General features: G+C 59.9%; 21 protein-coding genes. 16 read left to right on the forward strand and 5 right to left on the reverse strand.

Going from position 1 to position 22,331, the window contains the following annotated elements; translation table 11 throughout:
• The first annotated feature begins 37 nt into the window (after window positions 1–37).
• From AWB64_RS17165 to AWB64_RS17210, 10 genes are all read left to right on the forward strand, one after another.
• Window positions 38–730, forward strand: coding sequence for a PIG-L family deacetylase (locus AWB64_RS17165; RefSeq protein ID WP_060856636.1), 693 nt, complete (start codon window positions 38–40; stop codon window positions 728–730).
• Window positions 727–1,659 (forward strand): glycosyltransferase family 2 protein, encoded by a 933-nt coding sequence (locus AWB64_RS17170; protein ID WP_060856637.1) that lies wholly within the window; start codon window positions 727–729, stop codon window positions 1,657–1,659. The genes AWB64_RS17165 and AWB64_RS17170 overlap by 4 nt, the downstream gene beginning before the upstream one ends.
• Before the next feature lie 192 nt (window positions 1,660–1,851).
• Window positions 1,852–3,132 (forward strand): glycosyltransferase family 4 protein, encoded by a 1,281-nt coding sequence (locus AWB64_RS17175; RefSeq protein ID WP_060856638.1) that lies wholly within the window; start codon window positions 1,852–1,854, stop codon window positions 3,130–3,132.
• Between the two features lie 14 nt (window positions 3,133–3,146).
• Window positions 3,147–3,743 (forward strand): D-glycero-alpha-D-manno-heptose-1,7-bisphosphate 7-phosphatase, encoded by a 597-nt coding sequence (locus AWB64_RS17180; protein WP_060856639.1) that lies wholly within the window; start codon window positions 3,147–3,149, stop codon window positions 3,741–3,743.
• Window positions 3,740–4,909 carry a lipopolysaccharide heptosyltransferase II gene (waaF, locus tag AWB64_RS17185; protein WP_060856640.1) on the forward strand — a complete coding sequence of 390 codons (1,170 nt, stop codon included), beginning with the start codon at window positions 3,740–3,742 and terminating at the stop codon, window positions 4,907–4,909. Before AWB64_RS17180 ends, waaF begins: the two co-directional genes overlap by 4 nt.
• Window positions 4,910–4,937: 28 nt before the next feature.
• On the forward strand, window positions 4,938–6,683 hold the full coding sequence (locus AWB64_RS17190; RefSeq protein WP_060856641.1) for a carbamoyltransferase family protein: 1,746 nt from the start codon (window positions 4,938–4,940) through the stop codon (window positions 6,681–6,683).
• Window positions 6,680–7,744: a glycosyltransferase family 2 protein gene (locus tag AWB64_RS17195; protein ID WP_082850521.1), complete on the forward strand. Its 1,065-nt coding sequence runs from the start codon at window positions 6,680–6,682 to the stop codon at window positions 7,742–7,744. The genes AWB64_RS17190 and AWB64_RS17195 overlap by 4 nt, the downstream gene beginning before the upstream one ends.
• A complete protein-coding gene (locus AWB64_RS17200) occupies window positions 7,741–8,787 on the forward strand; it encodes a glycosyltransferase family 9 protein (RefSeq protein ID WP_060856642.1) in 1,047 nt (348 codons plus the stop codon). The genes AWB64_RS17195 and AWB64_RS17200 overlap by 4 nt, the downstream gene beginning before the upstream one ends.
• Window positions 8,777–9,736: a glycosyltransferase gene (locus AWB64_RS17205; protein WP_060856643.1), complete on the forward strand. Its 960-nt coding sequence runs from the start codon at window positions 8,777–8,779 to the stop codon at window positions 9,734–9,736. Before AWB64_RS17200 ends, AWB64_RS17205 begins: the two co-directional genes overlap by 11 nt.
• A gap of 21 nt (window positions 9,737–9,757) precedes the next feature.
• Window positions 9,758–10,744: a UDP-glucuronic acid decarboxylase family protein gene (locus AWB64_RS17210; RefSeq protein WP_060856644.1), complete on the forward strand. Its 987-nt coding sequence runs from the start codon at window positions 9,758–9,760 to the stop codon at window positions 10,742–10,744.
• A 45-nt stretch (window positions 10,745–10,789) separates the two neighbouring features.
• Here the strand turns inward: AWB64_RS17210 and AWB64_RS17215 are convergent, their stop codons facing one another.
• The 3 genes from AWB64_RS17215 to AWB64_RS17225 form a co-directional block, all read right to left on the reverse strand.
• Window positions 10,790–12,574, reverse strand: a complete 1,785-nt coding sequence (locus tag AWB64_RS17215; RefSeq protein WP_060856645.1) for a thiamine pyrophosphate-requiring protein — start codon at window positions 12,572–12,574, stop codon at window positions 10,790–10,792.
• A gap of 127 nt (window positions 12,575–12,701) precedes the next feature.
• On the reverse strand, window positions 12,702–12,986 hold the full coding sequence (locus AWB64_RS17220; protein ID WP_060856646.1) for a hypothetical protein: 285 nt from the start codon (window positions 12,984–12,986) through the stop codon (window positions 12,702–12,704).
• A 44-nt stretch (window positions 12,987–13,030) separates the two neighbouring features.
• Entirely contained in the window at window positions 13,031–13,576 is a 546-nt protein-coding gene (locus AWB64_RS17225) for a DUF4142 domain-containing protein (protein WP_060856647.1), read from the reverse strand.
• Window positions 13,577–13,677: 101 nt separating this feature from the next.
• Here AWB64_RS17225 and AWB64_RS17230 point away from each other — a divergent pair, with 101 nt between their 5' ends.
• The 4 genes from AWB64_RS17230 to AWB64_RS17245 all read left to right on the forward strand — a co-directional run bounded on the left by AWB64_RS17230 (window position 13,678) and on the right by AWB64_RS17245 (window position 18,095).
• Window positions 13,678–15,969, forward strand: a complete 2,292-nt coding sequence (locus tag AWB64_RS17230; RefSeq protein ID WP_060856648.1) for an ATP-dependent DNA helicase — start codon at window positions 13,678–13,680, stop codon at window positions 15,967–15,969.
• 29 nt (window positions 15,970–15,998) lie between these two features.
• A complete protein-coding gene (locus AWB64_RS17235; RefSeq protein ID WP_060856649.1) occupies window positions 15,999–16,484 on the forward strand; it encodes a hemerythrin domain-containing protein in 486 nt (161 codons plus the stop codon).
• Between the two features lie 127 nt (window positions 16,485–16,611).
• Entirely contained in the window at window positions 16,612–17,217 is a 606-nt protein-coding gene (locus AWB64_RS17240; protein WP_060856650.1) for a recombinase family protein, read from the forward strand.
• Window positions 17,218–17,372: 155 nt separating this feature from the next.
• On the forward strand, window positions 17,373–18,095 hold the full coding sequence (locus tag AWB64_RS17245; protein WP_060856651.1) for a 2OG-Fe(II) oxygenase: 723 nt from the start codon (window positions 17,373–17,375) through the stop codon (window positions 18,093–18,095).
• A gap of 39 nt (window positions 18,096–18,134) precedes the next feature.
• On the opposite strand, the gene ribA is transcribed toward AWB64_RS17245, so the two are convergent.
• Window positions 18,135–18,800 (reverse strand): GTP cyclohydrolase II, encoded by a 666-nt coding sequence (gene ribA, locus AWB64_RS17250; RefSeq protein ID WP_060856749.1) that lies wholly within the window; start codon window positions 18,798–18,800, stop codon window positions 18,135–18,137.
• A 283-nt stretch (window positions 18,801–19,083) separates the two neighbouring features.
• Between ribA and AWB64_RS17255 the strand changes: the two genes are divergently transcribed.
• Entirely contained in the window at window positions 19,084–20,736 is a 1,653-nt protein-coding gene (locus AWB64_RS17255; RefSeq protein ID WP_075643297.1) for an ABC transporter substrate-binding protein, read from the forward strand.
• Between the two features lie 63 nt (window positions 20,737–20,799).
• On the opposite strand, the gene AWB64_RS17260 is transcribed toward AWB64_RS17255, so the two are convergent.
• Window positions 20,800–21,495, reverse strand: coding sequence for an NADPH-dependent F420 reductase (locus tag AWB64_RS17260; protein WP_060856653.1), 696 nt, complete (start codon window positions 21,493–21,495; stop codon window positions 20,800–20,802).
• A gap of 212 nt (window positions 21,496–21,707) precedes the next feature.
• Here AWB64_RS17260 and ahpC point away from each other — a divergent pair, with 212 nt between their 5' ends.
• On the forward strand, window positions 21,708–22,271 hold the full coding sequence (gene ahpC / locus AWB64_RS17265; protein ID WP_060856654.1) for an alkyl hydroperoxide reductase subunit C: 564 nt from the start codon (window positions 21,708–21,710) through the stop codon (window positions 22,269–22,271).
• Window positions 22,272–22,331 lie beyond the last annotated feature (60 nt).

Consider the following 22,331-nt stretch of genomic DNA (forward strand, 5'->3'; position numbering starts at 1 on the left):
GCGTTTTCAGGCGCATCGTGTCCTGCCCGAAAACGCCATGTCCGAAACTTTTTCGCGGCCGCTGGTCGTGTCCCCGCATTTCGACGACGCCGTCTTCAGTTGTGGCGCCCTGCTCGCCGCGCACGCCGGCGCGGTCGTTCATACCGTTTTCTCCGGCTGCCCGGCTGACCAAGTAACAACGGATTGGGACCGGCAGTGCGGCTTTGACAATGCGGCGCAAGCGATGCAAGAGCGCGCCCGCGAGGACGACCGGGCACTGCATACTCTCGGCGCAACGCCTGAGCGGGGCGGATTTCTCGACGCGCAATACGTGCCTTACGGCGCACATCCAAGCACCGAGGCAATCGCGCGGACACTCGACGAAGCAGTTCACAGGTGCAGCACGCACACACTCCTCATTCCGTTCGGGCTCTTCCACTCGGATCATGAACTCGCGCATCGGGCTTGCATCGACGTCTGGCGGGCGAACCCCTCGCTCGAATGCGTCGCTTACGAAGATGCGCTCTACCGGCGCATGTCCGGACGCTTGCAAGCGCGCCTCGCGGAACTCGCCACGCGCGGTATCGTCGCGACGCCGGAGCCTTTGCATCGGCATGCGAATCAACGCGAACAAGCGCTCAAGCAAGATGCCGTCAGAGCATACCCGAGTCAGCTCAAGGCGTTCGGACCGGAGGGGTACGACGACGTCTTTTGCACCGAACGCTTCTGGAAGCTCGAGCAAGCCAAATGAAAAACGATGCCCTGCGCATTGACCCAGACGCTGCTCCGCAAACGGCCCCGGGTCCGCGTATATCGGTCGTCGTGCTCACTTATAACCGCTGTGTGCAGGTACTCGAAACGCTCGGCCGGCTGTGCGCGTTACCGGAACGACCGCCCGTGGTGGTCGTCGACAATGGCTCGTCCGATGGCACGGCACAACGGATCGCCGAACGCTTCCCCCATGTCACGCTCGTGATTGCGCAGAAAAATCCTGGCGCGGCCGGTCGCAATCTCGGCGTAGCGAGCGTCATTACCGAATACGTGGCCTTTTGCGACGACGACACGTGGTGGCATGCAGGGTCGCTGCCGCGGGCTGTGGAGCTATTGGATCGAACACCGCGCGCGGGCGTGCTCAATGCGCGGGTTCTCGTTGACGAAGCCGGTGAAACCGATGACACGTGTAAGCTGATGGCGCGCAGCCCGCTTGATTCCACCGGTCTTCCGGGGCCTTCCCTGATTGGTTACATGGCGGGTGCATGTGTGTTTCGCACGTCACTCTATCGGCAGATAGGGGGCTATGAGCCGCGCTTGTTCATTGGCGGCGAAGAAGAACTCGTGTCCCTCGACGTTCTGGCAAGCGGCTTCGCCATCGTGTATGCCGAAGAACTCATTCTTTACCATCATCCCTCGCCGCTGCGGGACAGCGGCTTGCGCAGGCGCATGCTCGCCCGCAATGCCGCGTGGGTCGCATGGATGCGCCTGTCGTGGCGTGAGGCGTGGACCGCCACGCGGTTCGCTTTCAATGTCATTCGCCGTGAAGGTGCTTTTCCTCGCGACGCCGTCACGCTGGTTGCAGCATTGCCGTGGGCGCTGTCCCGGCGCCGCAGGATTTCTGCTGACGTTTCGCGCATGCGCGAAGAGGTGTGGCGTGCCGAGCGTGACATCGCAGCCGAGAGATAACCCGGATACGCATTGCATCACTAACTAAATAAGCAAGCATACGCACGCAAAATAAATGCGTGGGTATCGCAACGAACCAACGCTTCTATCGTTCACTCGGCGAGTGGCACAACGAATGCTGTGTCTGGTGCAGTCCGCAATTCGCCAGCGGCCGTCATTCTCCAGTAAAAGACCTTCTCCAGGGACGCCATCGTGAAGATCGCACTCGTCAGCGAACATGCGTCGCCGCTCGCCGTTGCCGGCGGCGTCGATAGCGGCGGTCAAAATATCTACGTCGCAAACGTAGCGCGTCAACTTGCCCGCAAGGGACATCAGGCCGATGTCTTTACGCGCTGTGACAGGTCGTTGTTGCCGCTTGTATCCCGCTTCGATGGGACACGTGTCATCAATGTACCGGCCGGTCCCGCGAAGCAATTGGCAAAGGAGAATTTACTGCCGTATATGGACGAATTCGCCCGCTTCGTGATCCAGTTTTTTCGCAATGAACGCACGCAATACGACGTAGTCCATGCGAATTTTTTCATGTCGGGCCTCGTGGGATTGCGCGTGAAGCAAGCCATGGGCATACCTCTGGTGACGACCTTCCATGCGCTGGGTCGCGTGAGACGCCTGCATCAGGGAGCAGAGGACGGCTTCCCGGACGAACGCTTCGCCATAGAAGACGCGGTCGTTCGGGGTTCGGATTCGATAATCGCCGAGTGTCCACAGGATACGTCCGACCTGGTGTCGCTTTATGAAGCGGACCCGGCGCGGATCGATCTCGTGCCGTGCGGCTTTGACAGCGACGAATTTCATCCTGCTGACAAACACGCGGCACGTGTCGAACTGGGCTGGCCGCAGGACCGCTTTATCGTGCTGCAGCTTGGACGCATGGTGCCGCGCAAGGGCATTGACAACGTGGTGCGGGCCATTGGCCTGTGCAACAGGAAACTGGATGAAGACGCACATCTCTATGTGGTCGGCGGTAACTCGGATGAAGCGAACGAAATCGCAACGCCCGAGATCGGCCGCTTGAGAGGCCTTGCTCACGAGTGTGGCGTGCCGGAGTACGTTCACTTCCTCGGCCGTCGCTCGCGCGCTCGTCTGCGTCTTTATTACAACGCGGCGGATGTATTTGTCACAACGCCATGGTACGAACCGTTTGGCATCACTCCGCTTGAGGCAATGGCATGCAGCACGCCGGTGATAGGCGCGGACGTGGGCGGCATTCGCTACTCGGTCGCGCATGGCGAAACCGGATTGCTCGTTGCGCCGAAAGATCCATTGGCGTTGGCCCATGCACTCGTCACGTTGAAGACCGACCCTCAGCTCGCACGCTCGATGGGGGAAGCAGGCCTTGTACGTGCCCGCGAGATGTTCACATGGGACGGTGTTACGGACACCCTGGCAAGCGTCTATGCGCGCGTCTCGGGCATTGCTGCGAGCGAAGCGGATGTGACAAGACAACGCGCGGCCGGAGGCGCATCGGCATGACGTCCCGGCGTGTAATGCATGAACCGCGGAAGCGTCGCGCGGCTGTGTTCCTCGACAAGGATGGCACCTTGCTCGTCGATGTTCCGTACAACGTAGAACCGGAACTGATGCAACTCGCGCCCGGTGCGTTCGAGGCACTGCAGATTTTCGCGCGCATCGGCGTTCCGGTTTATGTGATCAGCAACCAGAGCGGCGTGGCGCTCGACAGGTTTCCTGTCGAAGCCTTGAATGCCGTCGAAATGCGGCTGCACGAACTTGTCAAGAGATGCGGCGCGAGCCTGTCCGGCATCTACTGGTGCCCGCATCACCCGCAAGGCAGTATCGCGCCCTACAAGCGCTCGTGCAGTTGCCGCAAGCCCTCACCCGGCATGTTGCTGGCGGCGGCAGACGATCATCACATCGCACTGGAGTCGAGCTGGTTCATCGGCGACATCCTGGACGACGTCGAAGCAGGCAATCGCGCGGGGTGCCGCACCATCTTGCTGGACAACGGCAATGAAACCGTCTGGCGTCGCGGGCCGTATCGCGAACCGTTTTGTGTCGCGGGCGATCTTCAGCAGGCGGCGCTCACGGTTCAAAGCGCCCTGCAGGCCACGGAGCTTGTGCAATGAAAGAGGCGCCCATGGTCAACATCGTCATGGATTCCCATGCGCGCGCACCCGCGGCGCAGCCGGCACGTCCTTGGGGCGAGGAAGTCAGGCGCATTCTCTGCGTCCGGCTCGACAACCTGGGCGACGTGCTCATGACCACACCCGCCTTGCATGCGTTGCGTACATCGGCGCCGGGTCGCCACATCACACTGCTCGCATCGCGTTCGGGCGCACAGGCAGCCGGTTACGTCGACGACATCGACAATGTGATCGACTACGACGCACCCTGGATCAAGAACGATCGCGCAGCCGATGCGGCCGTCGATCTCGACATGTGTGCACGTTTGCGCAACGCGCGCTTCGACGCGGCCGTGATCTTCACGGTCTATAGCCAGAATCCGATGCCCGCTGCCATGCTGTGCCATCTGGCGGGCATTCCGAGACGGCTTGCGCATTGCCGTGAAAACCCCTATGCCCTGCTGACGGACTGGGTCGCCGAACCAGAGCCGCAGACGGGAATACGTCACGAAGTCGAACGGCAACTGAGCCTCGTGCAGCACATTGGCGCGCATTCGGCCGACCAGCGCATGCACTTCAACGTGCGTGCGCACGATATTGCGTCGCTCACGACCAAGCTCGCCGAGCGCGGAGTTTCGCTCGACACACCCTTCCTCACGATGCATCCCGGCGCGACGGCAGCTTCCCGGCGTTATCCGGCGGAGCGGTTTGCGCAGGCGGCCGCAAAGCTTGCAGAGTCGACTGGCTGGCCCGTGTTGATTACCGGCGGTCCTGGCGAAGCCGACCTCTGCGCTCAGGTTGGCGGATCGCACGAAAAGACCGTCAATCTGGCGGGCGCGCTTGAACTCGGAGAACTCGCCGCGCTGATTGCGCGCACGAAGGTACTGATATCGAATAACAGCGGTCCTGTGCATATTGCGTCCGCACTTGGAACGCCAGTCGTTGACCTGTATGCGCTCACGAATCCTCAGCACACGCCGTGGAAAACACCGCACGTCGTACTCAATCACGATGTGCCATGCCGGTGGTGTTACCGCAGCGTATGTCCCGAAGGACATCATGCGTGCCTCACTGGCGTATCGGTGGAGGATGTCGTCAATGCAGCAATGCGGCTTCTGCGCGACGCGGAATCGCCGGCAGCAGCACAGGCCTTACTTGCAACCTCATGAACCCTTTTCTCAATCAAGGCGACAGGACATGTACACATTGGGAATCAACGCGGTGTATCACGACAGCGCCGCTGCGCTGATCAAGGACGGTACGGTCGTTGCGGCCGCTGAGGACGAGCGCTTCACGCATATCAAGCATGCAAAGCGGCCGGTGCCGTTTTCGACGTGGCAACTGCCGTTCGACGCCATCGACTATTGTCTGAAGGAAGCGGGGATCGAACTTGCCGATGTCGATCACGTCGCCTATTCATACGACCCGAAACTGCTTTCGTCGATGCCCTCGCACGTAGGTACGACCATCGAACTGCCGCTCGAACCTGGCGTGAAGCCGCTGACCAATCCCTCCGAATCGCCGTGGGATCCCTTGTTCTTAAGCTACATAGTGAACGCGCGCGCGCAATTGGTGGACGGCGCACCGCATCATCTGATGAAACGCTTTCGGAGCGGCGGCCGCAAACCGCGCTTCGAATGGCATTACGTCGACCATCACCTTTCCCATGAAGCGAGCGCGTTTCTGGCCGCGCCTTTCTCCAATACCTCAGTGCTTACCATGGACGGACGCGGTGAAGGAGTGACGACCAGCCTCGGGAAATTCGTCAATGGAGAATACACACGGCTCAGGCAGGTCGAGCTGCCGCATTCGCTGGGCCTTCTTTATGAAACGGTAACCAGCTATCTGGGTTTCCTGCACTCTTCCGACGAATACAAGGTCATGGCCCTCGCGTCATATGGCAGGCCCGAACACGTAGATGTGTTCCGGCAGATCGTGAAGTACCGGCAAGACGGAACCTATACGGTCGATGCGCCTCGTCTTGTGGAGCGCTTCGGCCCCCCGCGTGAACGTGGTGGGCTGCTTGCGCAGCGGCACTTCGACATCGCGCATTCCCTGCAAGTCGTGCTGGAAGAGACCGTGCTGAAACTGGCCGGATGGCTGCACGAACAAACCGGTCTCAGCACTCTCTCGATGGCCGGAGGCGTGGCGCTGAATTGCGTGATGAACTCACGCGTGCGGGATCGCGGCCCGTTCAGCGACGTCTGGGTGCAACCCGCATCGGGCGATGCGGGAACCGCGCTGGGCGCGGCGCTCTGGACCGACTATCGCAAGCGCGCAGAGGCTGGCGACCGTTCGCGCAAGTGGCAAATGGATAACGCCTACCTTGGACCCGCGTTTGCCGACGAAGAGATCGAACGACTGCTCAAGTGGACGAAAGCGCCGTATCGGCGGATGCGCGACGTGGCGGCGGAGACCGCAGACATCCTCGCGCAAAACAAGGTCATCGGCTGGTATCAGGGCCGCACGGAGTTCGGCCCGCGAGCGCTTGGTGCACGCTCCATTCTTGCGTCGCCCGTGGATCCGTCCATGCAGGCGAAGCTCAACGAAATCAAGGATCGCGAAGACTTCCGGCCGGTCGCGCCCGTTGTCATGGAGGAATACGCAAACGAATGGTTCGTGGACGGTGGCGTGGCGCCATTCATGTTGTTCGTTTTCGACGTGCGTCCCGCGAAGGAAACGCAAATTCCCGCCGTGCGTCACGTCGATGGAACCGCGCGCGTGCAGACGGTGAACCGCCAACAACATGCGCTTTACTATGACCTGATCGACGCCTTCCGCAAACGAACCGGCGTGCCGGTGCTTGTCAACACGTCGTTCAACACGCGCGGTGAGCCGATGGTGAATTCCCCACGCGATGCGCTGGAATCTTTCTGGACTTCGCCGCTGGATGCACTCGTGATCGGCTCGTTCCTGATCGAAAAAAACGGGGTTCGCGCATGAGCACGTTCACGGCGGATTCGCTCGATACCTTCGAGAACGCAGAGTCCGGCGCGAACGCGCTGGCAGCCGATTCCACGTTTTCCGCAACGCCGGACATCTCCGTGGTCGTTCCAACCTACAGGCGCCCGGCAATGCTCGAGCGTTGTCTTGCGTCCATCCTGACGCAAGACTTCGATCCAGCGCGCTTCGAAATCATCGTGTGCGATGACGGTCCGGACGAAGCCACTCGCGCGAGCGTTGAACGTATCGCGCTCGAGCATGCGAACACCGGGCCTCATGTGCGATACGTGGCCGTCACCGCGACCCAGGGGCCTGCCGGCGCACGCAACGCGGGATGGCGTCTTTCGCGAGCGAACAACATAGCGTTCACCGACGACGATACCCAGCCCGATGCACGCTGGTTATCGTCGGGGGTGAAGGCGCTTGCGGCGGGGGCCGACGCGGTATCGGGGCGCATCATCGTGCCATTGGGTGCTCGCCCGACAGACTACGAAAACGACGCCGCCGGTCTCGCCAATGCCGAGTTCGCAACAGCCAACACGTTTGCGCGGCGGTCCGCGCTGGAACGTATCGGAGGGTTCGATGCAAGGTATACGTCGGCCTGGCGTGAAGACTCCGACTTGCAGTTCGCGTTCATGGAAGCAGGCGTCCCGATTGCCCGCGCCGACGACGCAATCGTGCTGCATCCCGTTCGCCCGGCACGCTGGGGCGTGAGCATCTCGCAGCAAAGGAAGAGCCAATTCGACGCGTTGCTTTATAAAAAGTATCCTGCACTTTTCAAGGCCCGCATCCGCAGCGCGCCGCCATTGCTGTATTACGCAATCATCGTGGCCGCTATCGTTACCCTCGCCGGCAGTGCTTACGGTCATCATCGGCTTGCCGGATTTGCAGCTGTTGCATGGATCGCTATGACAGCATGGTTTTGCACCCAGCGTCTGCGGCATACGTCGCGCGCGCCTTTGCACGTAATGGAAATGGCATGCACGTCAATTGTCATTCCTTTCCTTTCGATCTATTGGCGGCTCTACGGCGCGCTGAAATTCAGGGTGCTTTTCTTATGACCGAACGCATCGCGATCTTCCGCGCATTGCAGTTGGGCGACATGCTATGCGCCGTTCCCGCACTGCGCGCATTGCGCCGGGCGAAACCCGACGCGCATATTGCATTGATCGGCTTGCCTTGGGCGCAGAGCTTCGTCATGCGCTATGCGCATCTCGTCGATGAATTGATCGTGTTCCCCGGCGCTGTCGGCTTTCCCGAGCAAGCCGAGACGGATGAGTATCTCGAACGTTTTTTGGACGAGATGCGCGCGCGGCGTCTGGACCTCGCCATTCAGATGCATGGAAGCGGCGGCGTTGCAAACGACATTGCCGGGCGAATGGGTGCACGCGCCAACGCGGGTTTCGTTCAGCCTGGCGAAGTGAAGCGTGATGGCATGTTCATCGAATGGCCGGATACGCTCAACGAAATCCTGCGCTATACCGCCTTGATGAGCGCCTTGGGCATCGGCTCTCACGACACGAGCCTCGAGATTCCCTTGAAGGTCGAAGATCTGGCCGAATACCACGAGCTTGTTCGCCGTTTCGACTTGAGACCGGACCGCCTTGTACTGATCCATCCGGGCGCTCAACTGCCATCGCGCCGATGGCCTGCGGAGCGCTTCGCTCAGGTAGCCTCAGCGCTTGCCGGCGAAGGCTGGCAGATCGCGATCACGGGCGCCGCCAGCGAACACCCGCTTGCTTCGGTCGTCGCTGCCGCAACCACATGCCGCCCGATCAATCTTGCAGGAAAAACGTCGCTTGGAGGTCTTGCCGCGCTCGTATCCCATGCCCGGCTGGTGGTCTGCAACGACACCGGTTTGTCGCACGTCGCCGCCGCGATGAGGACATGCAGCGTGGTAATCGCATCGGGCAGCGACACGCGCAGATGGGCGCCGCTCGACCGAGACCGGCATCACGTTCTTGCGGACTATCCATCATGCCGCCCGTGTGCGTTTCGCGAGTGTCCCTACGGGCATCCGTGCGCGCGCAACGTGCGTGTTGAACATGTGGTCGAGGCCGCCCTTCATCAACTCTTTCAGTTCTCGACCGCGCATGCCGAATAACGCTCCCCGGCGCCTGCGCGTTCTTACATGGCACGTGCATGGCAACTATCTTTACTACCTGACTCAGGCGAATCACGACTTTTACCTCGTGACCAAGCCCGGCAGTCCACCCGGTTACGCCGGCGCTGGCGGCGTCTTGCCATGGGGCGCCAACGTGCATGAGGTGCCTGCGGATCAAGTGGCATCGCAGGAATTCGATGTGATCCTGTTTCAGCATAAAACCCAATGGGACGACGACCGCATTGACGTCCTGAACGACGAACAACGCCATCTGCCGCGAGTTTATATAGAACATGATCCGCCGCAGGAAAACCCGTTCGCGCAGCAGCACTGGGTGAATGATCCCAAGACGCTGCTGGTCCACGTGACGCATTTCAACCAGCTCATGTGGGATTCCGGCGAAACGCCGACGCGTGTGATCGAGCATGGCGTAGTCGTGCCCGAGGGCGTGCGTCATACCGGGGAGAAAGAACGTGGCGTGGTGGTCATCAACCATCTGCGGCAACGCGGCCGGCGTCTTGGCAGCGACATCTACGCCGATGTAAAAAACCACGTACCGCTGGATCTGGTCGGCATGGACGCACAGTCCGCGGGCGGCCTGGGCGAGATCGGCAATCTGGACCTGGCGGCATTTACCGCGCAATACCGCTTCTTTTTCAATCCAATCCGCTGGACCAGCCTCGGTCTCGCGATAGTCGAGGCCATGACCATCGGCATGCCGATTATCGGACTGGCGACAACCGAACTCGCGACGGTCATACGCAACGGAGAAAGCGGTTACATCGATACGAACGTGCCCGCGTTGATCGACGTGATGCAACGCCTGATTCGCGATCCGTCCGAAGCGCGACGGCTAGGCGACGGCGCGCGAAAAGTCGCAATGGAACGCTTTCACATAGACCGGTTCGTCAAGGACTGGGACGAGACGCTGCGGTATGTCGCGACTTAACCTTGAGCACTTGGGGGCATCATGAAAGAACATCATCGCAAGCGCATTCTGGTGACTGGCGGCGCCGGGTTCCTGGGCTCGCATCTGTGCGAGCGGCTCGTGGCGCAGGGACACGATGTCCTCTGCGTGGATAACTTCTATACCGGCACCAAAGACAACATTGCGCACTTGCTGGATTGCGCGAACTTCGAACTGATGCGTCACGACGTGACGTTTCCGCTCTATGTGGAAGTGGACGAGATCTACAACCTCGCTTGCCCTGCCTCACCCATCCACTACCAGCACGACCCCGTGCAGACCACGAAGACGAGCGTCCATGGCGCGATCAACATGCTCGGTCTCGCCAAGCGTGTGAAGGCGCGCATCTTCCAGGCTTCCACGAGCGAAGTCTATGGCGACGCGCGCGTTCATCCGCAAAAGGAAGATTATTGGGGTCACGTGAACCCGCTTGGTCCACGCGCCTGTTACGACGAAGGCAAGCGCTGCGCCGAAACGCTCTTCATGGATTACCGGCGGCAACACGGCCTGTCGATCAAAATTGCACGAATCTTCAATACATACGGTCCTCGCATGCATCCCTCGGATGGCCGGGTCATCTCCAACTTCATGATGCAGGCGCTTGCCGGCAAACCGGTCACCATCTACGGCGACGGCTCGCAGACGCGTTCATTCTGTTATGTGGATGACATGATCGACGCATTCATTCGCCTCATGAACAGCCCGGAAGAAGTCACAGGGCCGATGAATCTCGGCAATCCGCACGAGTTGTCCATGCTGGCGATTGCGCGAAAAATAATCGAGTCGACAGGGTCGTCTTCCGAAGTCATGTTCGAGCCGCTGCCGATGGACGATCCATGTCATCGGCAACCGGACATAACGTTTGCCCAGAACACGCTCGGCTGGCAACCCGCCACCGGACTCGACGATGGATTAAAACGTACCGGAGACTATTTTCGCCGGTTGACCCAGGCGGCTGCGGCCCGGGCGAAGCTGCCGTCCATGGCGTGACTTGCAGCGCGCGACGCCCGTGTGATTGGACGCCACGCGTGCCGACTAGCTCTTCGAAGGAAGCACGCTCGACAACACCTGTTTAGCCGTATCGAGTATCACGCTGCCTTGATCCGGATCGCCTTGCAACAACGTGGAAGCAAAAGCCTTCGCCTGCTTCACGGTGATATGCGGCGGCAGCGGCGGCACGTTCGGGTCCGTTTTCACCTCGACAAGAACCGGCCGGTCTGAAGCAAGCGCTTCATCGAACACAGCGCCGAGCCGCTCGGGATCGTCCACGAAGATTCCTTTCATGCCGATCAGTTCCGCGAACTTGTGATAAGGCACGTCGGGAATCTGTTGCGACGCCTCGAACTTCGGATCGCCTTCCATCACGCGCTGCTCCCACGTCACCTGATTCAGATCCTGATTATTGAAAACGACACAGACCCATGCGGCCTCAGCCGGCTGCCGATATTTCATCAATGTGATCAACTCGGCCATGTTATTCATCTGCATGGCGCCGTCGCCGACCATTGCGATCACAGGCCGGTCACGATACGCAAAACGCGCAGCAATCGCGTACGGAACCGCAGCGCCCATCGATGCAAGGCCGCCCGAAAGCGAGCACATCATGCCGCTCCTGACCTGGATATCGCGGGCATACCAGTTTGCGCACGATCCGGAATCGCTCGTCACGATGGCGTTTTCCGGCAGCCGCGATGAAAGCTCGACCGCCACGCGTTGCGGATTGACCGGCGTGGCGCTTTGCATTGCTCGGTCGTGAAGGGTCTCGTGCCAGTTCCGGTTCCACCGGGAAATCCGGTCACGCCAGCTATTTGCCGTCTTTTGCTCGAGGAGCGGCAACAGCGCCCGCAAGGTCTCGGCTGCGTCGCCCTGCAGGTTGACATCCATTGGATAACGCAGGCTCAGCATGTCGCCTTTCACGTCGATCTGGACACCCCGCGCCTGCCCCTCCTTCGGCAAGAATTCCGCGTACGGAAAACCCGAACCGATCATCAGCAAGGTATCGCACTCGGTCATCAGCTTATAGCTCGGCTCGGTGCCGAGCAGACCGATCGAACCCGTCACCCAGGGGAGATCGTCGGGCAGCACGGCCTTGCCGAGCAGCGCCTTGGCGACACCCGCGCCGAGCCTGTCGGCGACCGCGATCAGTTCGTCTCCTGCTTCGAGCGCACCCGCGCCCGCGAGTATGGCGACGCGCCTTCCTTCGTTGAGCACCGCGGCCGCGCGTTCCAGATCGGCGGCGTATGGCACTATTTTCGGCGCGGTCCATCCCACGCCCGAGTGCAACGTTCCGTGTGCACGGCCGGGCTCTTCATACGGCGTCTCCTGCAAATCGTTCGGTAAAATGATCGCTGTCACGCGGCGTTCGGATAGCGCAATCCTGACTGCCCGGTCAACGAGATGGCGCACTTGCGAAGGCACGCTCGCCTGCTGCACGAACGAACCAGCCACGTCCTTGAACATCGAGGCCAAATCCAGTTCCTGCTGGTAGTGGCCGCCAAGCGCGGACCGCGCCTGCTGCCCGACGATAGCAAGTACCGGCATGTGGTCCATGCGTGCGTCGTAGAGTCCTGTAATCAGGTGCGATGCCCCAGGCCCCGAAGTCGCAATGCATACGCCCAACTCGCCAGTGAATTTTGCGTGCGCGCATGCCATGAACGCGGCCATTTCCTCGTGCCGTGCCTGGATGAATTCGATCTTGTCGGGCGCGCGGCCCATTGCACCGAATACGCCGTTGATGCCGTCACCGGGATAACCGAACATCCTGCGAACGCCCCACGCGTGGAGCCTCGCTACGATAAAGTCGCCTACTGTCTGCGTCACTGCAGCCTCCTGTACGTTTGCGTGCGTTCACTCGACGCAAGGCCCGCGCCCGGCCTCAGTCGCGACGCACATGAAAAAGCGCGACTCGAAGAGCCGCGCTTTCTTCATACAGCCACGCCTGAAGGTGTCACTGTCCCTTCGTGTCGCTGCTTGCGTTTGCTCCGGGCATGTTGGTTGTGTCGGTTGCGGATTTACGCGTCATCTTCTTGTGAGTCTTGCCGCTTTTTGCCATGGTTCCGGAAGCCGGGTCGCCGCCACTTGTCACGCCCGCGGTCGCAGCGCTATGCGCGTTGCCGCCGCCCGACCCACCGTTGCCATTGCCTCCGCCTGCACCGCCACCGCTTTGCGCAAGCGCGGCAGTGGACAAAGCTGCGAACAAACCTGCCATCAAGATTCGTTTTCCATCTTTCATGGAATCACTCCAATGTTGTATCGAATGGATTTCGCGCTGGCTGCTTACTGCGCCGTGACGCCCTTCTTCGCCGCAAGCGCCTGCGCCATCTTGTAGTGATCCTCGATCGTGGGCAGCGCCTTGGTCGCAGCCTTCTTCAAGTCCGCGTTTTGTCCGTCCGAGATTTCCTTCTGGAATGCGTCGACAGCCTCCTTGTGGCCTTCAACGCCTACCTTGCTGATATAGGCCGTGTCGAATTCCTTGCCCTTTAGCGGCTTCAACGAATCAAGGATCGACGTGTCCGAGTTGTCCTTGGGTACGGTGACGCCCTTCGGTGCGGCCATCTTCAACTGCACAGTCAGTTTGGTGTGATCCATCATCATGTGCCGCGCGAACGACTTCACGTCCTTGTCGCTGGAATTGGTCATGGCGATCTTGGCTGCATCTATTTCCGTGGACGATGACATCGAGGCAGCCTGCACAAATGCCTTGTCCTGATCCGGAAGCGGATTTGCCATCGTGGTGGAAGCAGCTTGCGTCTGCGCATGAACCAGCGGCGCGCTTGTTATCAGGCAAGCTGCGAGCAATGCGGAAAGAGTCGTGGTCTTCATTCGGTTCTCCGTAGATCGAAATTGAAAGTCGTATCGGAGACACAGCAACCCTCATACCAAGCGGGCATGTTAGTATTTTACTGTACATCCATACAGTAATCATGCCCGAGCAATCCTGCTATGTCGTCGCGGTCCGCGCGCTTTGCGAATTCACCGCGAAGCAGGGCGACCTCGACTTGCGCTTCACGCCATCGCCTACCGCACAACAGGGCATGGCCGGGCACAAGGTTGTCGCCGGGCGTCGCAACGACCGCTACCAGACGGAAATCACACTGTCCGACACCTTCGGCGCGCTGCATGTGCGCGGTCGCGCCGATGGATACGACCCCGGCCTGAACCAGCTCGAAGAGATCAAGACGTATCGCGGGAAACTGGATGCGATCCCCGAAAACCATCGCCATTTGCATTGGGCGCAAGCGCGAATCTACGGGTGGCTGTGCTGCAGGAAAATGGCGCTCTCCGAAATCAACATCGCACTGGTTTATTTCGATATCGCCAGCGAGAAAGAGACCGTATTTGCGGAAACACAATCCGCTGGTGCGCTGCGTGAGCATTTCGAACTGCAGTGCGCCCGGTTTCTTTCTTGGGCGCAACGGGAGATGGCGCACGCTTCGCAACGCAACGCCTCGCTCGATGCAATGGTTTTCCCGCATGCGTCGTTTCGCACCGGCCAGCGCGAACTGGCGGCGGCGATCTATCGCGCCGCCATGCATGAACGCTGCGTAATGGCGCAAGCGCCAACAGGTATTGGCAAGACGCTCGGCAGCCTGTTTCCGCTTCTCAAAGCGTGGCCCGCGCAACAACTCGACAAGATCTTCTTTCTTACGGCCAAGAGTTCGGGCCGCCAGCTCGCACTTGACGCCCTGACCACGCTTGGCCGTACAACACCGCTGCGCGTCCTTGAACTGGTTGCGCGCGACAAGGCCTGCGAGCATCCCAACCAGGCCTGTCACGGCGAGTCCTGTCCCCTTGCGCGGGGTTTCTACGATCGTCTTCCCGCCGCTCGCACGGCGGCGTTGAAAGTGACGCAACTCGATCGCGAGAAGCTACGCGAGGTCGCCCTCGAACATTCGGTATGTCCGTATTACCTGAGCCAGGAACTGGCGCGCTGGAGCGACGTGATCGTCGGCGACTACAACTATTACTTCGATACCAGCGCAATGCTCTTCGCGCTTGCCGAATCGAAGGAATGGCGTGTAAGCGTTTTGGTCGACGAAGCGCACAATTTGGTCGAACGGGCGCGCACAATGTACTCGGCAACGCTTGACGAAGCGCGTTTTCGCAGCGTTCGCGGCGGTGCGCCTGCGCCGCTCAAGCGCGCGTTCGATCAGGTGGGGCGTGCATGGAAAACGCTCTCGGGCGCCCAGACCATTGAATATGCAGTGCATGAAACGCTGCCGGCGCAGTTGCTTGCGACGCTGGAAAACATGGTGGCGGTCATCACGGAATTCGTCGGCGAGCAGCCTGCCGCGCTCGATCGCGACACGTTGCGTTTTTACTTCGACGCCATGCATTTCGTGCGCATTGCGGAGCGCTTCGACACGCATTCCCTCTTCGATGTCACCCTCGCTGGCGCGCGCCAACAGAGCGTGCTTTGCCTGCGTAACCGCGTGCCAGCGCCCCATCTCAAAGCGCGCTTTGCACGGGCGCACTCGGTGGCGTTATTCTCGGCCACGCTCGCACCCACGCATTTTTATCGTGACATGCTTGGCCTGCCCGAAACCTGCATGAACGTGGACGTCGCCTCGCCGTTTCATGCGGATCAGTTGCAGGTTCGCGTGGTGGCGAACGTCTCCACGCGTTATCGTGATCGCGAGCGGTCCGTGCCGCAACTCGTCGAACTCATTGCCGCACAGTATCGTCGGGCGCCAGGCAACTATCTCAGCTTTTTCAGCAGCTTTGAATATCTCGAACAGGTCGCAAGCGCGTTGCGCCGCGAATATCCGGACATCGAAGTCTGGCAACAAACGCGCGCGATGAGCGAAGCAGATCAGCAGGGATTTCTCGCGCGTTTCACCGAGGCCAGCAGCGGCGTTGGTTTTGCGGTGCTCGGCGGATCGTTTGGAGAAGGTATCGATCTCGCGGGGAAACGCTTGATTGGCGCGTTTATCGCCACGCTTGGATTGCCGCAGATCAACCCGGTCAACCAACAGATGAAAGCGCACATGGAGCAGCAATTTAGCGCGGGATACGACTATACCTATCTGTTTCCGGGCCTGCAGAAGGTGGTGCAGGCGGCTGGCCGTGTGATCCGGGGACAACATGACCGTGGCGTTCTTTATCTCATCGACGACCGCTTTGCGCACGCCGAAGTGCGCCGGCTGTTCCCTGCATGGTGGGAAGTGCAAATCGTGCGTCACGTGAGCATGCCTCGGGCACCGGTATTGCTCTGAGTGAGTGACCCCACACACATGGAGCCGTCATGGCCGATACAAAAAAACAGGATGCGCTGACAATGCTCGAAGAAGAGCATCGCGCGGTAGAAAAGCTATTCGATGCCTTCGAGCGCGCCGAGGAAGACGATCTGGAACGCAAGGCGACTCTGGTGCAGCGTGCCTGCGAACTGCTGACCATGCATGCGATCGTGGAGGAAGAGATTCTCTATCCCGCCGCGAAGGATGCGCTGGACAAGGACGACAAGGACGATGTCAACGAAGCGTACGTGGAACACTTTCTCGTCAAGACGCTGATCGAGAAATTCACGACCATGCACGCTGGCGACGAAGGTTTCGACGCCACCTTCAAGGTGCTGACCGAAAACGTGAAGCACCATGTGGAAGAGGAAGAGTCGGAACTGTTCCCGGAACTGCGTAAAACCAGGCTTGATCTCGTGGCAATGGGCGAACGCATTGCAAAACGCCGCGCGGCGCTGCAAAATAAAATTACCGAGGTTGCCACTTCACACTGACGGCGCGCGGGGCATTGAACCCGGCAGACGTATTGAACGGTCTGCAGCTTTGCTAACATGCAAAACAACTGCCGATCAGATCAACACGTCCCGCATCGCGGGCACGGCTTTCCCTGGAGGGCAACTTGTGACCCTATTCGTCTATATAAACACCGCTGGCCATCATCAGGCTCGCGAAAGCGACCTGATTGAAATCGACGCAGCAGGTTTTCTTGTCGACATGGGTTCCGTGCTGGTCGATCAATGCAGCAACGCATTGGTATCGACTGCCCGTCCAGCGTTGCAACAGGTCATTCGCCGCATCAATCCGGGCGATACGCTGGTGGTGGCCCGCCTGGGCTACCTCGGAAACGGCGTGGGCGATGTAGTATCCACACTCAGCAGGCTCGCGGCCAAGCGCGCGCACGCCATCTGCCTCGACTCGGGCAAGAACGACTTATGCGTCAACGGCGACGACTCGCCAATTCGCATGCTGCAGCTCGCCGCAGAACTCGAACGCGATGCAAAACGCGCTCGCGCGCTCGACGCCGCCGCCATTGCGAAGCAAGTCGGTGCTCCGCAGGGACGGCCGGCGTCGTTGTCTGCTTTGCAACGGCAGCAGGCGCTGAGCGCGCTCGCTGCGGGCAGCACCGTGACGGCCGTTGCGCGAGTGTTCAGTACGTCGCGCCAGACGATTATCCGGTTACGCGACGCGAGTCCCAGACCGATGACAACGCGGGATAACGTCGTGTGACAAGCGGTTTGGCTTGACGTGCGTATAGATGTACCGCTCTCCAACACCACATCGCTTCAGCGCGCGGTTCGAGAATTAGAGAGCAACATCCGGCGTGCACAGGAACGGCAAGTCGCGCAAACTCGGCGCATTGAATTCGCCAGGAAAAACCGCCGATGGACCTTCTGAACACCGATCTCGCAACACGCGTCGACACAATCGACTGGCGCCGATTAGAAGATGATCTGAATCAATTCGGATGCGCGACCGTCGATCAACTCCTCACCGCCGGGGAATGCGACACGCTCTCAGCGCTTTATGCGCAGGACGCGTTGTATAGAAGCCGCGTGGTCATGGCGCGTCACGGATTCGGGCGCGGTGAGTACAAGTATTATCGCTATCCGCTTCCCGAGATTATTGGCACTTTGCGGGAAACGGTTTATCCGCATCTTGCGCCCGTCGCGAATAGATGGAATGCGCTTATGGGTATCGACGCGCGTTATCCGGCCGATCACGCGGATTTTATAAATCGATGCCACGCCGCGGGGCAAACCCGCCCCACGCCTTTGATCCTTCAATATGCCGAAGGCGACTACAACTGCCTGCATCAGGATTTATACGGCGAGCACGTGTTTCCAATACAGTTGGCGATCCTGTTGTCCGTTCCGGGACGGGATTTCACGGGCGGCGAATTTGTCATGACCGAGCAGCGGCCGCGCATGCAGTCGCGGGCCGAAGTTGTGCCCCTGGCACAGGGCGATGCCGTGATCTTCGCCGTGCATCACCGCCCGGTGAATGGCACGCGCGGGGTGTATCGGGTCAATCTGCGGCATGGCGTAAGCCGGTTGCGTTTCGGGCACCGGCATACGGCGGGCGTGATTTTCCATGACGCGACGTGACTTGACGTGATCCAACCCATTGCAGGTCAGGCCACCAACTCACTCATTCTCGTCGAAGTAATGCCCAAAACGAACCTGCTTCGTCTTGATATAGCGTTCGTTTTCCTCGCGCATTGGAATGGCCAGCGCCACGCGCTCGCATACCGGAATGTCGTGCTTCAAAAGCGTATCGAACTTCGAAGGGTTATTGCTCATCAGGCGCACTGAACGTACATCCAGCGCCCGCAAGATCGCGGCGGCGGAGTCGTATTCCCGGGCGTCGTCCGGAAGACCGAGGTGCAGGTTGGCGTCGACGGTGTCGTAGCCCTGCTCCTGCAACGCATATGCACGGATCTTGTTTGCGAGACCAATGCCACGCCCTTCGTGACCGCGCAAATAAAGCAGGATCCCACGGTTTTCCGCCGCGATATACCGCATCGCCAGGTCAAGCTGCTCGCCGCAGTCGCACCGGTACGAGCCGAAAACATCGCCGGTGACGCATTCCGAATGCAGGCGGCACAGCACGGATTCGCCATTGCTGACATCGCCCATCACGAGCGTCAAATGTTCCGCACCCGTGCTTTTCACGCGATACACATGCGACTCGAACACGCCGTAACGCGTGGGAATCGTGGCCTTCGCCACGAGTTCGACGCATTCGTCGTTGGCAGCAACCGCTGCGACAGCTTCGGCAGTGGATGCCGTTGAATCGGAAACGTTTTTCATGTTCTCTTGTACAGCATTGAAAGGCGTGAACCGCATGCCGGGATGTTTTTGGGCCGCCGGCTGAACCGGTAACTTTATCAATATGCGGTGTCGCCCGGTCCGACATGTTAAAACGCCGGGGAAATATTTGCAGCCAGCGCAACCCGCAACCTTCGCTTTGCGCATGAAAGCGCACGAGTTCGACTCGAATCCGGCATATGGAAAGAAGAACGTCTCGCTTCGATAAAAATTCCCCGGTTGGTAAAGTACATGACTACCTAGCCAACTACTCCAGTCATCGTCCATGCCCAATCCAAGCCGCCTGCCCCGTTTGTCATTCATTCCCGCTCAAATGGCCCGCGCCGCGGCGTCCGTGCTGATTGCTCTGGGCGCATCAGGCGCCATATCGGGCGCGGCGCACGCGGCGGGCGGCACGCTCGTGTTCTGCTCGGAGGGCAGCCCGGCCGGCTTCGATTCCGCGCAATACACCACCAGCACCGACTTCGACGCCGGCGCGCACGCGGTCTACGACACACTGGTCGAATTCAAGCGCGGTTCACTGGACCTCGTTCCAGGCCTTGCAGAAAAATGGGACGAGTCCGCCGACGCGAAGACCTTCACGTTCCACCTGCGACACGGCGTCAAGTTCCAGGCGACCGACTGGTTCAAGCCCACGCGCGACTTCAATGCAGACGACGTCGTCTTCACGTTCAAACGCATGATCGACCCGGAAAACGCCTTTCAGAAAGCGCACCCGGTCAGCTTCCCGTATTTGAGCGACCTCGGATACGACAAGAACATTGCATCGGTGGAAAAACTCGATGACTACACCGTGCGCTTCACGCTGCACACGTCCGACGTGGTTTTTGTGCGAAACATTGCGATGGAGTTCGCATCGATTCTCTCGGCGCAATACGCCGACCAGTTGCTCAAGGCGGGCAAGACCGAAGACCTGAACCAGAAGCCCGTGGGCACCGGCCCGTTCGTGTTTCGCGACTATCAGAAAGACGCAACCATTCGCTATGACGCGCATCCGGACTTCTGGAACAAGAAGGACGTGCATATAGCGAAGCTGGTGTTCTCCATCACGCCCGACGCCGCCGTGCGCATGCAGAAACTGACGAGCGGCGAATGTCAGATGACCTCGTACGCCCGTCCCGCGGACATCCAGAGCGCGCGCAACAATCCCAAGCTGGCGGTGTTGTCGAGTGTCGGGTTCAACGTGGCTTATGTAGGTTACAACACCACGCACAAGCCGCTGGATAACGTGCTCGTCAGGCGTGCACTGGATATGTCCATCGACAAACAGGCGATCCTGAAGAGCGTCTATGAAGGTGCGGCGACCGTTGCGTCGAACCCCATGCCACCTTCGCAATGGTCCTATAACACGGCGCTGAAAGACGCGCCATACGATCCGGCAAAGGCACGCGACCTGCTCAAGGAGGCGGGTTTTCCGAACGGTTTCGCCATTTCGCTCTGGGCCATGCCCGTGCAGCGCGGCTATAACCCGAACGCACGTCTCATGGCGCAACTGATCCAGTCGGACTGGGCGAAAATTGGCGTGAAAGCGAACATCGTCTCGTACGAATGGGCCGAATACAACAAGCGCGCGAAGCAGGCCGGGGAACACGATGCCATCCTCTACGGCTGGATGGGCGACAACGGCGATCCGGATAACTGGCTTGGCACCACGCTCGGTTGCGATGCCGTTCACGGCAGCAACATGGCGAAGTGGTGCAACAGGCAATTCGACGATCTGCTTGGCAAAGCGCGCCTGATCACCGACCAGAACGCCCGCACGAAGCTTTATGAACAGGCGCAAGTCGTGTTCAAGGATCAGGTGCCTTACACGCCGCTTGCCCACGCCAATGCGTTCCAGTTGATGACAAAGAACGTAAAAGGCTACGAGCTGAGCCCGTTGGGCGGACACCGGTTCGACGGGGTATCGCTGGACTGATTTTCAGGCGCGGTAGGGCACGGCGGCGGCCAGAAACAGCCGCCGCCCGGATTTTATGCCGCCTTACGCCGGCTGCTCGAAACTCCCGGGACTCTTGTCCGTCGCGCTCCATTTCGGCGTGCGGGTCTTGTCGGCTTTCTGCAAACCAGCCTTCAGCCCTTCCAGATCGAAATCCTTCGTGTAGACCGGCGCTCCGGGCTGATGCCGCCATGAATTGGCGATACCGCCGTTGTCGAAAGCATCGAAGCCCATTTCATTCACCAGTTGCATTACGACCGCCTTGGCGTCGGCGTTGTCGCCCGAAACCGGCAGCGCAATGCGCCCCTGCGTGCCTTCCGGCTTGCCGTTATTGCGCAAATGCGCCGCATAGATGTTGTTGAACGCCTTGATGACCGGACGCCCGATCTGCTTCGCAACCCACTCGCTTTCCAGCATTCCGGACTCGATCCCGTCGATCCTGCCATCGCGCTCTCGCGGATAATAATTGCCGGTATCGATAATCACGGTGGTATCCGGCACGTCCGCAAACAGACCGGCAGGCAGATTCAGCACCTTCTTTTCCGGAATCGTCACCACGATCACGTCCGCGTCGCGCACGACATCGGCGAGTTCGGCAGGTTTCGCGCCGGTTTCCGCCGCGACGTCAGCCAATGTAGCTGGCCCCCGCGAATTGCCGATCAGCACGTCATGACCGCGCTCGGTCCAGCGCAGCGCCAATACTTGCCCGATATTTCCCGCACCAATAATTCCGATTTTCATATCGCCTCCGTTCGTTGAAAAAGCACGCCGTGCAAGGCGCGCAACGCCTATGCCCGATTGTGCCCGACGCGCTAGAATGCCGCCGCGGCGTGCGTCATAGGCAATTCACATCGGCGTCATTGAATCATTCGATTTACCTAATTAAGGGCAAACCCGCATACTTCGTCTCATTCCTTAACTACTTCAACCACTTCAACACAAGGACATACGCAATGCCGATCATCAACAGCCAGGTCAAACCGTTCAAGGCAACCGCTTATCACAATGGCGATTTCGTAACCGTCACCGACGAAAGCCTGAAGGGCAAGTGGTCCGTGCTGGTGTTCTACCCGGCTGACTTCACGTTCGTCTGCCCGACGGAACTCGGCGATCTGGCCGACCGTTACGCAGAATTCAAGAAGCTCGGCGTGGAAATCTACGGCGTGTCGACCGACACCCACTTCACGCACAAGGCATGGCACGACACGTCGGACACGATTGGCAAGATCCAGTATCCGATGATCGCCGACCCGACGCTGGCAATCTCGCGCAACTTCGACGTGCTGATCGAGGAAGAAGGCCTGGCCCTGCGCGGCACGTTCGTGGTCAACCCGGAAGGCGAGATCAAGCTGTGCGAAATCCACGACAACGGCATTGGCCGTGACGCGGGCGAATTGCTGCGCAAGGTTCAGGCAGCGCAGTACATTGCGGCACACCCGGGCGAAGTTTGCCCCGCCAAGTGGACGCCGGGCGCTGAAACGCTGACCCCGTCGCTCGACCTGATCGGCAAGATCTAAGCTTTTCGAAGCCGTATCACGTCTGAAAAACTGCTGTAAAGCGCTGTACTGTCCGGGCCG

Source organism: Caballeronia sordidicola, from assembly GCF_001544455.2.
Classification (GTDB): domain Bacteria; phylum Pseudomonadota; class Gammaproteobacteria; order Burkholderiales; family Burkholderiaceae; genus Caballeronia; species Caballeronia sordidicola.

What these genes read in the sequence shown, in the direction of transcription:
- AWB64_RS17165 (WP_060856636.1), top strand. Translation starts at nt 38, where the DNA reads ATGTCCGAAACTTTTTCGCGGCCGCTGGTCGTGTCCCCGCATTTCGAC.
- AWB64_RS17170 (WP_060856637.1), top strand. Translation starts at nt 727, where the DNA reads ATGAAAAACGATGCCCTGCGCATTGACCCAGACGCTGCTCCGCAAACG.
- AWB64_RS17180 (WP_060856639.1), top strand. Translation starts at nt 3,147, where the DNA reads ATGCATGAACCGCGGAAGCGTCGCGCGGCTGTGTTCCTCGACAAGGAT.
- waaF (WP_060856640.1), top strand. Translation starts at nt 3,740, where the DNA reads ATGAAAGAGGCGCCCATGGTCAACATCGTCATGGATTCCCATGCGCGC.
- AWB64_RS17190 (WP_060856641.1), top strand. Translation starts at nt 4,938, where the DNA reads ATGTACACATTGGGAATCAACGCGGTGTATCACGACAGCGCCGCTGCG.
- AWB64_RS17195 (WP_082850521.1), top strand. Translation starts at nt 6,680, where the DNA reads ATGAGCACGTTCACGGCGGATTCGCTCGATACCTTCGAGAACGCAGAG.
- AWB64_RS17200 (WP_060856642.1), top strand. Translation starts at nt 7,741, where the DNA reads ATGACCGAACGCATCGCGATCTTCCGCGCATTGCAGTTGGGCGACATG.
- AWB64_RS17205 (WP_060856643.1), top strand. Translation starts at nt 8,777, where the DNA reads ATGCCGAATAACGCTCCCCGGCGCCTGCGCGTTCTTACATGGCACGTG.
- AWB64_RS17210 (WP_060856644.1), top strand. Translation starts at nt 9,758, where the DNA reads ATGAAAGAACATCATCGCAAGCGCATTCTGGTGACTGGCGGCGCCGGG.
- AWB64_RS17220 (WP_060856646.1), bottom strand. Translation starts at nt 12,986, where the DNA reads ATGAAAGATGGAAAACGAATCTTGATGGCAGGTTTGTTCGCAGCTTTG.
- AWB64_RS17225 (WP_060856647.1), bottom strand. Translation starts at nt 13,576, where the DNA reads ATGAAGACCACGACTCTTTCCGCATTGCTCGCAGCTTGCCTGATAACA.
- AWB64_RS17230 (WP_060856648.1), top strand. Translation starts at nt 13,678, where the DNA reads ATGCCCGAGCAATCCTGCTATGTCGTCGCGGTCCGCGCGCTTTGCGAA.
- AWB64_RS17235 (WP_060856649.1), top strand. Translation starts at nt 15,999, where the DNA reads ATGGCCGATACAAAAAAACAGGATGCGCTGACAATGCTCGAAGAAGAG.
- AWB64_RS17245 (WP_060856651.1), top strand. Translation starts at nt 17,373, where the DNA reads ATGGACCTTCTGAACACCGATCTCGCAACACGCGTCGACACAATCGAC.
- ribA (WP_060856749.1), bottom strand. Translation starts at nt 18,800, where the DNA reads ATGAAAAACGTTTCCGATTCAACGGCATCCACTGCCGAAGCTGTCGCA.
- AWB64_RS17255 (WP_075643297.1), top strand. Translation starts at nt 19,084, where the DNA reads ATGCCCAATCCAAGCCGCCTGCCCCGTTTGTCATTCATTCCCGCTCAA.
- AWB64_RS17260 (WP_060856653.1), bottom strand. Translation starts at nt 21,495, where the DNA reads ATGAAAATCGGAATTATTGGTGCGGGAAATATCGGGCAAGTATTGGCG.
- ahpC (WP_060856654.1), top strand. Translation starts at nt 21,708, where the DNA reads ATGCCGATCATCAACAGCCAGGTCAAACCGTTCAAGGCAACCGCTTAT.